Raw genomic sequence first — 13,473 nt, forward strand, 5'->3', positions numbered from 1 at the left:
ACTGCCCTCAAAAGGGTGGGGGTTTGTTGCGTTCGGCGACGTGGTCGTCGTTGAGTTTGCGTTCGGCGGCGATGCGTTCGGCGCGGTTCTGGGCGCGGGTGCGTCGGCGGGTGGGCATCTTGACGCCGCGGAATATGTTGTCCGGCAATGTGCCTGGCGGTGGTGAGGGTAGGTTGCCGGTGGGTCGGCACAGGGTGGGGAAGATCAGGGCGCTGCCGGGGCGGGTGGTGTAGGTGTGGCCGGTGGGTGCGGTCCACACGATGGTGCCGTCGGGGTATTGCACGTCGGTCCATCCCGATGGCCCGCACCAGAAGGTTTTCAGAAGATGGTGAAACCTGCACAGGCACTTGAGGTTCGAGGCGTGGGTGGGTCCGGCGGGGTAGGGGATGGTGTGGTCGATGTCGGCGCGGTCGGCGGGTTTGTCGCAGCCGGGGAAGCGGCAGGTCAGGTCGCGGCACCGGATGTAATCGGCGAGGGCACGTGAGGGGGTGTAGCGGGGTTCGGGTGCGGCGTCGCCGGGGTGGCGGACAGTGCGGCGTCGGGCTGTGCCGGTGGTCTCGGCCAGCAGCGCGGTGGGCAGTATCCCGGCGCCCAGCACGAACGCCATGGGCCGCCGGCACTGTGACTTCTGAGCGGGCGCCGGTTCGGGCGCCGGATCGGCGTCAGCGGCGGGTGCCGGTTGGGCGGTGCCGGCGGCGGTGGCGGTGTCGTCGGGTGGCGTTCCGGGGTCGGGGGTTTCACCGTGAGGTGGCCGGCACTCGGCATAGGTAGCACCGCCCGCCTCGCGTACCTCGTCCGCGTCGCCCGCCTCACCCGCGCCCGCATCAGTGTCTGTTGCGTCGTCATCGTCCGTGCCTGCCTCGCCGCCACCCTCGCTCTCGTCGGTGATGACGTAGACGATGGTGTTGCGGGTGGGGGTGGGGGTGTCGCTGGTGGCGGGGCAGTCGGTGTTGCCGCAGGCGCAGGCCAGGATTGTTGCGCCGGCACCGAGGGCGCCCAGGGCGTCGGCGCGGCGTTCGCTCAGGGTGCGGGGGTCGTCGTCGCATACGGCGCGGGCCATTTCGTCGAGGCGGTGTGCCAGGCCGTTGGCATCCCCGGCGTAGAGCCGCGCCCAGACCGAGGCCATACCGGGCTCTTCGCCGTCGGTGCTGGTGACGACGTCGCGGCGACGCATGGCGGTGCGGACGCGGCGCACGGCGCCGGCGTCGTGCATTTCCACGACGGCGTCGATGGCGGCTTCGGTCTTCTTGGCCGATTGCGGTCCGAAGCGGCGGGCCTGGGCGGCCAGCTCGGTGTCGACCTTGGCCATGACGTCGGGGTCGGTGATGAGGTTGGTGCGTGACACCAGGGTGCGGACCAGGAGTTCGGTGATCTGGCCGTCGGCGAAGAGGGCGGCGACCCGGGGGAGGCGGTCGCGCAGGGCGACGGCGCGGTGGGTCTGGAACAAAGCCAGGCCGCTGCTGATGTTCTGCGCGGCGCCGATCTCAGCGCCGACGGCCGCGTCGGGGTCGACCCACCAGATGTTGCGGTCCTCGGCGGTGTCACAGCCGGTGCGGCGGGTGAACAGTTCGGCCATCGCGGCGTGTTTGCGTGCGCAGGCGGCGGCTTCGATGCGCGCCCAGCCAGTGATCGCCTCGCACACCTCGGCATCGGCCGACTCGGGCAGCTCGTCCATCTCCGGCGGCAGCGCTTCGAACATGTGTTCAATTTTACTCTGCCGCTCTGACACATCACCCTCGAAGCGAAGCCTCGTTCCCAACGCAGGTGGGACTACGCGGCTTGGGCGAAGCCCCAATCGAACAGGCCGGTCGCCTGACCGTAGAGGTCCCCGCTGCCGTACATCTGAGTCACCACCAGGCGGCGGTTGCCCCGCTGGGCGGCGCCGACGTAGGTCTTGCGGGCGAGGTTGGTGAAGCCGGTCTTGCCGCCCAGATCGCCCGGGTAGCGGCTGAGCAGTTCGTTCTGGTTGGTGATCGTCTTGCCGGGGAACTGCGCCGACGGCTGCGCCATGATGTGGGCGATCAGCGGATAGCGCAGCGCCGCCCGGGTGATCAGCGCGAGGTCGTGCGCGGTGGTGATGGATTCCCATCCCGGCCCGTCGAGTCCCGACGGCGACGAGGCCCTGGTGCTGCGCGCACCGACACTCGCGGCCTTGCGGTTCATCGCCGCCACCGCGACCCGCTGGCCGCCGAGCATGTCGGCCAGCATGTTCGCCGCATCGTTGCCCGACACCATCAGCAGTGCCTCCAGCAGCTGGCGGGTGGTGTACGGCTGGCCGGGTTTCAGCCCGACACAGGAGCATTCGACCTGTGTGTGCGACTGGTTGGCGCGAGCGAAGTTGTCCGGCCGCAGATGGTCGAGCACCACCGTGGCCAGCAGGATCTTGATGGTGCTGGCCGGTGCGTGCGGCTCATGAGGGTTGCGGCTGGCCAGTACCCGCCCGGAGTCCAGATCCGCGAGCAACCACGACTGCGCCGGGCCTTCGGGCAGCGACACGGCACCCGCGGGGGCCACCCCGACGGGGTCCGCCGCGGCGGCCGGGGCGGGCACCACCGCCAGGATCGGGACGGCGAGCGCCGCTACCAGCGTGCGCGCCAGGAAACGCTCGCGCGACGTGGCCACGGCCGCCGAGCGTAGTGTTGCCGCCGCATCGAAATCGTCTCGAAGCCATTGCAGCTCGGTGTCGACAGGTGTGACGACGCCGGCCGCGGGTTACAGCGCGCCGACTCCCGCGTCACGGTTGAGCGCGAAACCCCAGTCGAAGAGGGCCGCGGCCTGATCCCAGTACGTTGGCCCGCCCTCTTTGACCAGCCCGTACATCATCGAGACCACCAACCTGCGGCCGTCGCGCTGTGCGGCGCCCACGAAGGTCTTGCGCGCGATGTCGGTGAAGCCGGTCTTGCCGCCGATCGCACCCGGATAGCGGTGCAGCAGTTCGTCCTGGTTGATAAGCACGGCGTCGCCGGCCTTGGTGAAGAACACCGTCGACGGCATGGCCGTGATCTGTGCGAACACCGGGTTGGCCATCGCCGCCCGGAAGATGACCGCGAGGTCGTGCGGTGTCGACCAGAACGGCATGCCCGGGCCGTCCAGTCCGGACGGGGTGACCGCGTTGGTCCCGTGCGCGCCGAGCGCCGCCGCCTTCGCGTTCATCTTCGCGACCGCGGCGTCCGCGCCACCGACCATCCGGGCCAGCGTGTTGGCCGCGTCGTTGCCGGAGACCAGCAGCAGCGCCTCCAGCAGCTGACGGGCGGTGTACACGTGGCCGGGCTGCACGCCGGCGCAGTTGCACTCGACCCTGGTGTCGGCCTCGTCGGCGACGATCGTCGAGTCCAGTGGCACCTCGTCGAGGACCACCTGTGCCAGCAGCACCTTGATGGTGCTGGCCGGGGCGTAGCGGGTGTTCTGCTCGCGGCCGGCGAGCACGCGGCCGGTGTCCATGTCGGCCACCACCCAGGCCTGGGCGGGGCCGTCGGGGATGGGGAGCGAACCGGTCGGCTGGCTGACGCCCACCGCGGGCACGGCCGACGCCGTCACCGTGGTCGTCGTCGCGCTCGAAGCGAACAGACACAGCGCGGCGGTCACAGCCGCCAATAGCCTCCCCATGGGCGGTGAGCCTAACCCGACGGTTGCGGGTGGTTCCACATCTGGTCGCAGACCGGCGCCGGGACGGGCAGCGCGGATTCGGGCAGCGGTGGCACCGCCGACAGCAGCGGGTTCCTGTCCTTGCGTGCCCCGGCCTCCCGGCCCCGGCCCCAGCCGACCATCCGTCGGTACCCGCCGAGCAGGCCGGACCGGGCGACCGCGTGTTCGTCGGCGTGCGGGCTGTCCGCCGCGACGGGCGTCGCCGCGGGGGACACGTACAGGGCGTCGGCGGGGCAGTACGCCTCGCACATGAAGCAGGTCTGGCAGTCACCCTGACGGGCGATCGTCGGTACCCCGTCCGGCCCGCGGTCGAAGACGTCGGTGGGGCAGACCTTGATGCAGATGTCGCAGGCGATGCAGGCCTGCGCGCTGACGATCTCGATCACGCGCACCTCCCCGCCGCCACCGGGTCGGCCGCGGACCCCGTTGCGACCGGATCGGTCGCGGTCCACACCTCGTCGAGACCGCCGACGAGGATGCGGTGCGTGAACGCCGGAGACGTGTCGGGGAGGTCCTCTCGACGGTGCAGGCCGCGGCTCTCCTGCCGGGCCAGTGACGCGGCGGTGATCCAGCGGGCGATCGCCACCAGCGCCACCGCCTGACGCGCCTTGTAGGCCTCCCGGTCGGGCAGCGGCGCCAGACCGCCGGACACGTCGCGCCACAGTGTCTCCAGCGCCGCCGCCGACTCACGGAGCCGGTCCGCCGACTTCAGGTAGCTGCGCATCGGCGGCAGAATGTGCGACTGCACCGCGAGGACCACCTCGTCGACGGTGGGTGCGCCGCTGCCGCCCCGGACGGAGCCGGAGGCGACCGCGGCAGGCTCGGCCCTGCGGCGCCTGCTGAACTCGGCGGCGCCGTGCCCCGCGAACGTCCCGGAGGCGATCGCCCAGGATCCGTTGCGGCTACCGCCTCCGCTGACCGCGCCCGTGACCAGTTCGCGCGTCGCGGCGTCGCCCGCAGCGAACACGCCGGGAACCGTTGTCGCACAATCGGGGCCGATGATCCGCAGACCACCGGTGCCGCGCACGCTGCCCTCGTAGACCATCCGCACCGGATAGGCGGTGCGGAACGGGTCGATGCCCGCCTTGTCCAGCGGCAGGAAGTAATTGGGCTGCGCGTCGCGCATCGTCTGCCGGACATGTGCCGGAGCGCGGTCGAGCCGGGCGAACACCCGCCTGCCGTGCGCCAGCGCCCACTGGGCGTCCTGCCGGCCGGTCAGGCCGGGCCGGGTGGCCAGCGGCTGCCCGGCCTCGTCGTAGAAGCTGCCCCACTGCAGCATCCGGCCCTTGGTGTGCACGCCCCACTCCGGCGCCAGCGCGTAGGCGCTGCTGAACTCCATGCCGGACAGCTGTGCACCGCGCTCGGCGGCCATCAGCAGTCCGTCGCCGGTGTCGACGTTGGTGCCGAACGTCCCGGACAGGAAGGCGGTGCCGCCGGTGGCCACCACCACCGCACCCGCGGTGATCCGCCACGGCCTGCCGCCGTCCTGCCGGGCGATGCCCGCGGCGCCGTCGACGGCGCCGTCGCGGTCGGTGGTCAGCTGGAGAGCGGGATGGTGGTCGAGGATCCGTACGCCACTGCGGTGGGCCCTTCGCCGCATCCGTCGCATGTACTCGGGTCCCTGGAGGCTGCTCCGCAGCGGTTCCCCGTCGGGGCCGACCGGGAACGGGTAGCCCCACTGCGCCAGGTGCTCGATGCGCTCCCAGGAGGTGGCGAGCACCCGCGACATCCAGTCCTCGTCGGTGATGCCGCCCGCTACGGCCTGATGGCGGCGGACCGCGTCGTCCCGCTGCGTCCCCGGCGGCACCAGCCACAGATTGTTGCCCCCGGCGGCGGTGGCCCCGCTCGTTCCGCAATAACCCTTGTCCACCAGCGTGACCCGGCTGCCGCTCTCGGCCGCGGAGATCGCCGCCCACGTCGCGGCGGGACCGCCGCCGAGCACGAGGACGTCGGTGTCGTGGACGTCAGGAGACGGCGTCGTGCCGGTCATCGCCCACCTCCTCGCGGACCCCGAGTTCGGCGAGCAGGTCGGCGCGCAGTTCGGCGAAGCCCGCGTCGCCTCGGGTGCGCGGAAACGGCAGTCCGACAGGTCGATCCAGCGACACCCGACCGCCGGAGAGCACCACCACCCGGTCGGCCAGCAGGATCGCCTCGTCGACGTCGTGGGTGACGTGCAGGACCGCCATCCGCCTGCGCGCCCAGAGTTCGTGCAGCAGCTTGTACATCTTGATCCGGGTGAGCGCGTCGAGCGCCCCGAACGGCTCGTCGAGCAGCATCAGGTCGGGTTCGCGGACCAGCGCGCGCGCCAGCGCGACCCGCTGGGCCTCACCGCCGGACAGCGACAGCGGCCACGCGCCGGCCTTGTCGGTCAGGCCCACCTCGGCCAGTGCCGCGCGGCCACGGTCGGTACGGCTCGGCGTGTCCGGCCCGCGGTCGGTCAGGGCGAAGGTCACGTTCGGCAGCGCCCGGCGCCAGGGCAGCAGCCGCGGATTCTGGAACACCACGGCCCGTGACCGCGGCGCCACCACCGATCCGGTCACCTGGTCGTCGAGACCGGCCAGGATTCGCAGCAGGGTGCTCTTGCCGGAGCCGGAACGGCCCAGCATCGCCACGAACTCGCCGTCGGCGATGTCGAGGTCGAGGTCGTCGAGCACCCGTTGCGCGCCGAATGCGCGTCGCAGGCCCCGGACGGTCACCACCGGAGCGCTCATGCCGTGCCTTCGAAACCGGTGAAGCCGTTGCGCCAGGACAGCAGCACCCGTTCCAGCACCCGCACCAGCGAGTAGGACGCCAGGCCCGCCACCGCGTAGATCACGATCACCAGCAGGGAGACGTCGAACTGCAGATTGGTCTGCGCCCGCGACATCAGGAAGCCGATGCCCTCGGTGGTGTTGATCATCTCGGCGAAGATCAGGCTCAGCCATGCGCTGGACAGGCCCAGGCGAAGGCCGACAAGGAAGTTCGGCATCGCACCCGGCAGGATGACCTGGGTGATCAGCGTGAATCTGCGCGCCTCGAGGGTCTGGGCCATCTCGACCAGCTGCTGGTCCACACCGCGGATTCCCGCGTAGGTGTTGATGTAGATGGCGATCGCGACGCCGAGGGTGATGAGGACGATCTTGGGGCCCTCGCCGATACCCATCCAGATGATCAACAGCGGGGTGAGCGCGAAATTGGGTACGGCCTTGAGGATCTGCATCGTCCAGTCGAGCAGGTCCTCCCCGGTGCGGGTGAGGCCCGCCAGCACCGCCAGCAGCACACCGAGCAGGATGCCCAGCACGGTGCCGGTCAGCACCCGGGTCGCCGACGCACCGACGTGCAGGGCGAGCTGGCCGTCGGACAGCAGTCGCCACGCGGTGGTGGCGACGTGCGCCGGATTGGGGAACAGATCCTGGTTGAGCAGACCGGTGGTCGACCCGATGGTCCACGCCGCCAGGATCAGCACCGGGCTCACCATGCGGCGCACCGGGCGCGGGATGCGGGCCCACACGCCGCGCCGGCGGCGCTGCCCGGCGACGACGTCGATCAGCTCGGGTGCCGGGGCACCCGGGCGTGCCTGCGCGACCGCGGCCGTCACTGCTTGGCCCCGGCCCACTCACGTACCGAGTACTCGTTCTCCAGTGAGCCGTCCGCATTGAGGAATTCGTACGCGGCCTCGAGCTGGTCCACGCCCTCGGCGGGGAACGGTTCGGTGTTGAACTCGTCCTTCTTCGTCGCCTCCTTGACGAAGTCCAGTTGTGTGCCGTCGGTCTGGGCGACCCAGGCGAGGTAGGCGTCGAAGTTCTCGGTGATGTCGGCGTTGACCGCGGTGACGGCCTTGCGCCAGGCGTCGGCGAACTCGGGGTGCGCCTCGGTGAACGTGGTGAGTGCGATGTTGGTCCCGGTGCTGCCGAAGTCGTGCCGCGACAGGCTGTCGATGATGGGGAAGCCCTTGTTCTGCAGTTCGATCGCGCTGGCACCGGTGACGACGGTGGCGTCGATCTGGCCCGAGCTCAACCCGGCGATGGACTCGGGTGTTGGCACGTCGCGGACCTCGATCTTGCCGGTGAGCCCGGCGGCGGCGATCAGCTGCTTGGCTGCCCGGTCCCGGATGGTGCCCTGCGGCGCGGTGACCGACTTGCCGACCAGGCCTGCGATGTCGGTCGGTCCGCCCCTTGCGCCCACCAGATACGCGTCCCCGTTGATCGAGTCAAGGCTCAGCAGAACGACTTTCGGATCCCTGCTGCGGGCGCGCAGGGCGGGGTTGTCACCGATGGCGGCCACGTCGACGGCTCCGGCGAACAGCGCCGAGGCGACATCGCTACCGGACTGGAAGAACGAGTACTCGATCTTGTCGACGCCTGCGGCCTTGAGCTGCTCGGAGAGGATGCCCTCTTTGTCGCCCCATCCCAGCGATCCGGCGGGCGTCCCGGTGGGGGAGGTGGCGCCGATGCGCAGGGTGTAGCCCGAGCCGCCGTTGTCGTCGGCGCAGGCGACCACCGTCGCGAGGAGAACTGCTGATGCCACGGCGAGGCGTGAAAGACGTTTGAACACAGGAGAACTCCGAGGGTGTGGTGACGCGCGGGAACGCGGCGTCGGCGGGGCCGTTTCGAGGGCTTGCTGTAGTACACGTCGATCGGCGGGTCCGGTCGATCCTTTGAATCACGTTGACCGCAAGATCACCGGCCGCGGCGGTCGTGTTGAATGACCCCATGTTGTCGCAGGCGGAGATCTCGGACCGGCTGGAGATCCAGCAGTTGCTGATCACCTACTCGGAGGCGATCGACCGGCGACGATTCGATGAGCTGGACCAGGTGTTCGTGCCCGACGCCTACATCGACTACCGGGCTACCGGTGGGATCGACGGCCGCTACCCGGAGATCAAGCCCTGGCTGGCCGATGTGCTGCCGAAGTTCTTCAGCGGCTACGCCCACATGCTGGGGCTGCCCGCCATCCATCTCGACGGTGATACCGCGACCGCCCGCACGTTCTGCTTCAACCCGATGGTGTTCGCCGGCGAACAGCCGACCACCATGCTGATCGGCCTCTGGTACGAGGACGAGTTCGTCCGCGCCGAGGCAGGCTGGCGGATGAGCAGGCGCGTCGAGGTGAAGTGCTTCGACAAGCAGTGACGCCGTGATTTCCGCTTGACCTGTCGGTTCTGGCACAATGGGCGGCTGTCTACCGGGCGACCACGGCCGCCCGGTGGTCACACACGCAAGGCAAAACCGGACCGGGCATCCCGCACGCGTCGCTTGAATTGCAAGCGTGGCAGACACAGGAGAATCGCCACACCATGGCTGTCAAGATCAAACTTGCCCGTTTCGGCAAGATTCGCAACCCCCAGTACCGCATCGCCGTCGCCGACGCACGCAACCGCCGCGACGGCCGGTCCATCGAGGTCATCGGCCGGTACCACCCGAAGGAAGAGCCGAGCCTCATCGAGATCGACTCGGAGCGCGCGCAGTACTGGCTCGGTGTCGGTGCCCAGCCCACCGAACCCGTCCTCGCTCTGCTGAAGATCACCGGCGACTGGCAGAAGTTCAAGGGTCTGCCCGGCGCGGAGGGCACTCTGAAGGTCAAGGAGCCCAAGCCCAGCAAGCTCGACCTGTTCAACGCGGCGCTCGCGGAGGCCGACGGCGGCTCCGGCGCCGAGGCCACCCAGCCCAAGAAGAAGAAGGCGCCCGCCAAGAAGGCCGCGTCCGACATCGAGGCGACCGCCGACCCGTCCGGTTCGGCCGACAAGTCCGAGCCCGCGGCCGAGGGCGCTGACGCCACCATCGCCGGCGCCACCGCCGACGCCGAGAGCTGAGCGGGGCCGTGACTGTCGTCGTCGACGCCGTCGAGCATCTGGTTCGGGGGATCGTGGACAACCCGGACGACGTGCAGGTCGACCTGGTGACCAACCGGCGCGGCCGCACCGTCGAGGTGCACGTCCATCCCGACGATCTGGGCAAGGTGATCGGCCGCGGCGGGCGAACCGCGACGGCGCTGCGCACCCTGGTCGCCGCGATCGGCGGCCGGGGTATCCGCGTCGACGTGGTGGACACCGACCAGTAGCCCCCCTGCCGCTGGGCAGGGCCGAAACGACTCGGGGATCACGATGGACCTGGTAGTCGGTCGTGTCGCCAAGGCGCACGGCGTGACGGGGGAGTTCGTCGTCGACGTCCGCACCGACGACCCCGAGGGCCGTTTCGTCGCCGGCGCCCGGCTGCGCGGCCGGCCCAGGACCGGCGCCGAACGCGAGTACGTCGTCGAGTCGGTGCGTCCGCACGGCGGGCGGCTGCTGGTCCGGGTGCAGGGCGTGGCGGACCGCACCGCCGCCGACGCACTGCGCGGCACGGTGTTCCTCGTCGACTCCGCGGACCTGCCGCCGATCGAGGAGCCCGACGAGTACTACGACCACCAGCTCGAGGGCCTCACCGTGCGCACCGTCGGGGGTCTCGAGGTCGGCACCGTGACCGAGGTGCTGCACACCGCCGGTGGTGAGCTGCTCGCGGTGCGCCGTTCCGGCGGCGCGGAGGTGCTCGTGCCGTTCGTGGCCGCCATCGTCACCTCGGTGTCGTTGACCGACGGGTATGTCGAGATCGACCCGCCCGAGGGCCTGCTGGAGATGAACTGACGGCATGCGGATAGACGTCATCACGATCTTCCCGCGTTTCCTCGACCCGCTACGGGAGTCGTTGCCCGGCAGGGCAATCGAGGCCGGCCACATCCAGTTCGGCGTACACGACCTGCGGCGGTGGACCCACGACGTGCACCGGTCGGTGGACGACTCGCCCTACGGTGGCGGCCCCGGCATGGTGATGAGGGCGCCGGTGTGGGGCGACGCGCTCGACGAGATCTGCACCGACGACACCCTGTTGGTCGTCCCGACGCCTGCCGGCCGGCTGTTCGACCAGGCCACGGCGCAGCGGTGGACCACAGAACGGCACCTGGTGTTCGCCTGCGGCCGCTACGAGGGCATCGACCAGCGGGTGGCCGACGACGCGGCGAGGCGCATGCGGGTCGAGGAGGTGTCGATCGGCGACTACGTGCTCACCGGCGGCGAGTCCGCGACTGTCGTGATGGTCGAGGCGGTGGTCCGGCTGCTGCCCAACGTGCTGGGCAATCCGGCGTCGCACCGGGACGACTCGCACTCCGACGGGCTGCTGGAGGGACCCAGCTACACCCGCCCGCCGGTGTGGCGTGACCTGGCGGTGCCCGACGTGCTGCTGTCGGGCGATCACGCGAAGATCGCCGCGTGGCGGCGCGAACAGGCGGTGCAGCGCACGAAGGACCGCAGGCCCGACCTGCTCGGCGGCGACTCCTAGGAGATCCGGCCGCCGGGGAACATCGTCCGGACGAATTGCGTGATGGTCTCGCGGGCGGCGGGCGCGCCGGTGGGCTGGTCGGAGCCGACCACCATGACGTAGCGCCGGTCCTCGCCGATGATGCCGGTGGACAGGTGCATCCAGTCCGACCCGACGCAGCACATCCAGCCCTGCTTGTAGCCGACCCGCTCGCCCGGCAACCCGTCGGGGATGCCGAAGCGCTGAGGATAGGTTCCGCCGGGCTGGGTTCCGTCGAGGCCGGTCGGCGCCGCCGAGAACAGGTCGCCGACGATCATGTCGACCTTGTCGGGAGCCAGCCCGCCCGCACCGGAGAGCAGCATGTCGTAGAAGCGCACCAGATCGGCGGCCGTGCTGATGGTGTTGTACCAGAGGCCGTTGCTCGGCGGACGGGTGCCGCCCAGCCCGTAGCGGGCAGCCACCTTCGTGACGATCGAGCTGGCGCCGTAGCGATTCCAGAACACCTCGGCGGCACTGTCATCGGACTTGCGCAGCATGGCGTCGAACAACGTGCGGTCCTCCGGCGACAGCGGCTCCTCGCTGCGCAGCATCTCGTCGGCGATGAACAGCTTGACCACCGACGCGATGGCGATGCCGCGGGTGTTGCCGTTGGACACCGTCAGGCCGGTGTTGCGGTCGAGCACCAGGGCGGTGATGTCGGCTCCGGCGTCGGCGGCCTCCGCGGTGGCCTGCTGGGCCCGGTCGGCCAGGCCGTCGAAGGTGGCGGCGGGCTGGTCGGGCGGCGCGATGGGCAGGGGAGCCAGGCTGCCTTCCGGGGCCACCACGGTCAGGTGCGGGGCGTCGGCCGGCGGCGGTGGCGTGCCGTACACCCGCGCCTCGCACCCGGAGACCGTGAGCGCCGCGACCACGAGGGCTGCGCCGGCCGTCACGACCCTGCACGGCCGTCGCATATCTCTCCTCGGCATACTCGGAAGTCGTGGGAACCGGCGGTCGCATCGTCGCCCCCTGGCCGGTGGTTCAAGCCTAACGGGTCGGCCTGCGGCACGCCTGCCCGCCGTTTTCGCACCGGCGCGGTCGGCCGTCCGCACCCGGATCGACCGGCGATTTCACTGCACAGGTGCCCGTCTGGCACAATTGAGCAGTTGTCCGCAGCGGCCGGTTTCTGCCGTGTGCTGCGTGATACACCTCGAAACGCCCGGAACACCCCGGCACGGTGGCGCGCCGCACTGCGACAGCCTGCCCCGACGCCGCGAACAAACAAGGAAGTGTCACCGATGAACACGCTGGACTTCGTCGACCAGACGTCGCTGCGCGACGACATCCCGGCTTTCGGCCCCGGCGACACCATCAATGTCCACGTGAAGGTCATCGAGGGGTCCAAGGAGCGCATCCAGGTCTTCAAGGGTGTGGTCATCCGCCGTCAGGGCGGCGGGGTCCGCGAGACCTTCACCGTGCGCAAGGAGAGCTACGGCGTCGGCGTCGAGCGCACCTTCCCGGTGCACTCGCCCAACGTCGACCACGTCGACGTGGTCACCCGCGGCGATGTCCGCCGGGCCAAGCTTTACTACCTGCGCGAACTGCGTGGCAAGAAGGCGAAGATCAAGGAAAAGCGCTGACTTGCCGCGCTGTGGCCGCTGCGGCGGTCTGCACGCCACGCTGGCTAGTCTGACCTGGTGACCCGATCCAGCGAGCCCGCCGACCCTCCAGCCGACGGGATGGCCGAGGACACCGTCAGCGGTGAAGCGGGACCGGACCGAGAGCCGGATCGCGAGCAGGACAAGCCGGACCGCAAGCGCGGCGCGCTGCGCGAGGGCGCGATCCTCGTCGCCATCGCGCTGGTCCTGTACTACGTCATGCTGACGTTCGTCGCGCGGCCCTACCTGATCCCATCGGAGTCCATGGAGCCGACGCTGCACGGATGTCCCGGCTGTGTGGGTGACCGCATCATGGTGGACAAGCTGACCTACCGGTTCACCCAGCCAGAGCCCGGCGACGTCGTGGTGTTCAAGGGCCCGCCGAACTGGAACATCGGCTACAAGTCGATCCGGTCCGACAACACCGCGATCCGTTGGGTGCAGAACGCGCTCTCGTTCGTCGGCTTCGTCCCGCCCGACGAGAACGATCTGGTCAAGCGCGTGATCGCCACGGGCGGGCAGACGGTGGAATGCCGCGCCGCCACCGGGCTCACGGTCAACGGCAAGCGCCTCGCCGAGCCGTACCTCGACCCGCAGACCATGATGGCCGATCCCGCCATCTACCCCTGCCTGGGCAACGAGTTCGGGCCGGTCACCGTGCCCGACGGCAGGGTGTGGGTGATGGGCGACAACCGCACCCACTCCGCCGATTCCCGGGCGCACTGCAGCAACCAACCGGCCGACGCGCAGCGCGGGCTGCTCTGCACGGGCGACCCGACGGCGGGCACCGTTCCGGTGGACAATGTGATCGGCAAGGCGCGGTTCATCGCGTGGCCGCCGTCTCGGTGGGGCGGGGTCGGCTCGGTGGACCCCCAGACGGATTCCTAGCGGCGGCGATCGAGCCGCGGCGCGAGATGCGGAGG

General features: G+C 70.3%; 16 protein-coding genes. 7 read left to right on the forward strand and 9 right to left on the reverse strand.

The window, feature by feature from the left end:
• Window positions 1-7 precede the first annotated feature (7 nt).
• The 8 genes from ACPCHZ_RS17170 to ACPCHZ_RS17205 all read right to left on the reverse strand — a co-directional run bounded on the left by ACPCHZ_RS17170 (window position 8) and on the right by ACPCHZ_RS17205 (window position 8,151).
• A complete protein-coding gene (locus tag ACPCHZ_RS17170) occupies window positions 8-1,699 on the reverse strand; it encodes a DUF222 domain-containing protein (protein WP_423485827.1) in 1,692 nt (563 codons plus the stop codon).
• Between the two features lie 71 nt (window positions 1,700-1,770).
• The gene (locus ACPCHZ_RS17175) at window positions 1,771-2,598 is read right to left on the reverse strand and encodes a D-alanyl-D-alanine carboxypeptidase family protein (protein ID WP_423486089.1); all 828 of its coding nucleotides are present in this window, start codon (window positions 2,596-2,598) and stop codon (window positions 1,771-1,773) included.
• Between the two features lie 114 nt (window positions 2,599-2,712).
• Window positions 2,713-3,606 (reverse strand): D-alanyl-D-alanine carboxypeptidase family protein, encoded by an 894-nt coding sequence (locus ACPCHZ_RS17180; RefSeq protein ID WP_423485828.1) that lies wholly within the window; start codon window positions 3,604-3,606, stop codon window positions 2,713-2,715.
• Window positions 3,607-3,617: 11 nt separating this feature from the next.
• Window positions 3,618-4,031, reverse strand: a complete 414-nt coding sequence (locus tag ACPCHZ_RS17185; RefSeq protein ID WP_423485829.1) for a 4Fe-4S dicluster domain-containing protein — start codon at window positions 4,029-4,031, stop codon at window positions 3,618-3,620.
• A complete protein-coding gene (locus ACPCHZ_RS17190; RefSeq protein ID WP_423485830.1) occupies window positions 4,028-5,635 on the reverse strand; it encodes an FAD-binding protein in 1,608 nt (535 codons plus the stop codon). Before ACPCHZ_RS17190 ends, ACPCHZ_RS17185 begins: the two co-directional genes overlap by 4 nt.
• Entirely contained in the window at window positions 5,610-6,356 is a 747-nt protein-coding gene (locus ACPCHZ_RS17195) for an ABC transporter ATP-binding protein (protein ID WP_423485831.1), read from the reverse strand. The genes ACPCHZ_RS17190 and ACPCHZ_RS17195 overlap by 26 nt, the downstream gene beginning before the upstream one ends.
• A complete protein-coding gene (locus tag ACPCHZ_RS17200) occupies window positions 6,353-7,240 on the reverse strand; it encodes an ABC transporter permease (RefSeq protein ID WP_423485832.1) in 888 nt (295 codons plus the stop codon). Before ACPCHZ_RS17200 ends, ACPCHZ_RS17195 begins: the two co-directional genes overlap by 4 nt.
• Entirely contained in the window at window positions 7,219-8,151 is a 933-nt protein-coding gene (locus ACPCHZ_RS17205) for an ABC transporter substrate-binding protein (protein WP_423485833.1), read from the reverse strand. The genes ACPCHZ_RS17200 and ACPCHZ_RS17205 overlap by 22 nt, the downstream gene beginning before the upstream one ends.
• 185 nt (window positions 8,152-8,336) lie before the next feature.
• On the opposite strand from ACPCHZ_RS17205, the gene ACPCHZ_RS17210 reads away from it, so the two are divergent.
• The 5 genes from ACPCHZ_RS17210 (at window position 8,337) to trmD (ending at window position 10,937) form a co-directional block, all read left to right on the forward strand.
• A complete protein-coding gene (locus ACPCHZ_RS17210; protein ID WP_423485834.1) occupies window positions 8,337-8,756 on the forward strand; it encodes a nuclear transport factor 2 family protein in 420 nt (139 codons plus the stop codon).
• A 164-nt stretch (window positions 8,757-8,920) separates the two neighbouring features.
• Window positions 8,921-9,436 carry a 30S ribosomal protein S16 gene (rpsP, locus tag ACPCHZ_RS17215; protein ID WP_423485835.1) on the forward strand — a complete coding sequence of 172 codons (516 nt, stop codon included), beginning with the start codon at window positions 8,921-8,923 and terminating at the stop codon, window positions 9,434-9,436.
• 8 nt (window positions 9,437-9,444) lie between these two features.
• Complete coding sequence (locus ACPCHZ_RS17220; RefSeq protein WP_364978592.1) at window positions 9,445-9,684, forward strand: RNA-binding protein; 240 nt, start codon at window positions 9,445-9,447, stop codon at window positions 9,682-9,684.
• Between the two features lie 43 nt (window positions 9,685-9,727).
• The gene (gene rimM, locus ACPCHZ_RS17225) at window positions 9,728-10,246 is read left to right on the forward strand and encodes a ribosome maturation factor RimM (RefSeq protein WP_423485836.1); all 519 of its coding nucleotides are present in this window, start codon (window positions 9,728-9,730) and stop codon (window positions 10,244-10,246) included.
• Between the two features lie 4 nt (window positions 10,247-10,250).
• A complete protein-coding gene (gene trmD / locus ACPCHZ_RS17230; RefSeq protein WP_423485837.1) occupies window positions 10,251-10,937 on the forward strand; it encodes a tRNA (guanosine(37)-N1)-methyltransferase TrmD in 687 nt (228 codons plus the stop codon).
• On the opposite strand, the gene ACPCHZ_RS17235 is transcribed toward trmD, so the two are convergent.
• A complete protein-coding gene (locus ACPCHZ_RS17235; protein ID WP_423485838.1) occupies window positions 10,934-11,866 on the reverse strand; it encodes a hypothetical protein in 933 nt (310 codons plus the stop codon). The genes trmD and ACPCHZ_RS17235 overlap by 4 nt on opposite strands.
• A 324-nt stretch (window positions 11,867-12,190) precedes the next feature.
• On the opposite strand from ACPCHZ_RS17235, the gene rplS reads away from it, so the two are divergent.
• Window positions 12,191-12,532 carry a 50S ribosomal protein L19 gene (gene rplS, locus ACPCHZ_RS17240; RefSeq protein WP_364978604.1) on the forward strand — a complete coding sequence of 114 codons (342 nt, stop codon included), beginning with the start codon at window positions 12,191-12,193 and terminating at the stop codon, window positions 12,530-12,532.
• Window positions 12,533-12,631: 99 nt separating this feature from the next.
• Complete coding sequence (lepB, locus tag ACPCHZ_RS17245) at window positions 12,632-13,438, forward strand: signal peptidase I (protein WP_423486090.1); 807 nt, start codon at window positions 12,632-12,634, stop codon at window positions 13,436-13,438.
• Window positions 13,439-13,473: the final 35 nt, after the last annotated feature.

This window comes from Mycobacterium sp. NPDC050041, assembly GCF_049541695.1.
Classification (GTDB): domain Bacteria; phylum Actinomycetota; class Actinomycetes; order Mycobacteriales; family Mycobacteriaceae; genus Mycobacterium.

What these genes read in the sequence shown, in the direction of transcription:
- ACPCHZ_RS17210 (WP_423485834.1), top strand. Translation starts at nt 8,337, where the DNA reads ATGTTGTCGCAGGCGGAGATCTCGGACCGGCTGGAGATCCAGCAGTTG.
- ACPCHZ_RS17235 (WP_423485838.1), bottom strand. Translation starts at nt 11,866, where the DNA reads ATGCGACGGCCGTGCAGGGTCGTGACGGCCGGCGCAGCCCTCGTGGTC.
- ACPCHZ_RS17195 (WP_423485831.1), bottom strand. Translation starts at nt 6,356, where the DNA reads ATGAGCGCTCCGGTGGTGACCGTCCGGGGCCTGCGACGCGCATTCGGC.
- rpsP (WP_423485835.1), top strand. Translation starts at nt 8,921, where the DNA reads ATGGCTGTCAAGATCAAACTTGCCCGTTTCGGCAAGATTCGCAACCCC.
- lepB (WP_423486090.1), top strand. Translation starts at nt 12,632, where the DNA reads ATGGCCGAGGACACCGTCAGCGGTGAAGCGGGACCGGACCGAGAGCCG.
- ACPCHZ_RS17170 (WP_423485827.1), bottom strand. Translation starts at nt 1,699, where the DNA reads ATGTTCGAAGCGCTGCCGCCGGAGATGGACGAGCTGCCCGAGTCGGCC.
- ACPCHZ_RS17180 (WP_423485828.1), bottom strand. Translation starts at nt 3,606, where the DNA reads ATGGGGAGGCTATTGGCGGCTGTGACCGCCGCGCTGTGTCTGTTCGCT.
- rimM (WP_423485836.1), top strand. Translation starts at nt 9,728, where the DNA reads ATGGACCTGGTAGTCGGTCGTGTCGCCAAGGCGCACGGCGTGACGGGG.
- trmD (WP_423485837.1), top strand. Translation starts at nt 10,251, where the DNA reads ATGCGGATAGACGTCATCACGATCTTCCCGCGTTTCCTCGACCCGCTA.
- rplS (WP_364978604.1), top strand. Translation starts at nt 12,191, where the DNA reads ATGAACACGCTGGACTTCGTCGACCAGACGTCGCTGCGCGACGACATC.
- ACPCHZ_RS17190 (WP_423485830.1), bottom strand. Translation starts at nt 5,635, where the DNA reads ATGACCGGCACGACGCCGTCTCCTGACGTCCACGACACCGACGTCCTC.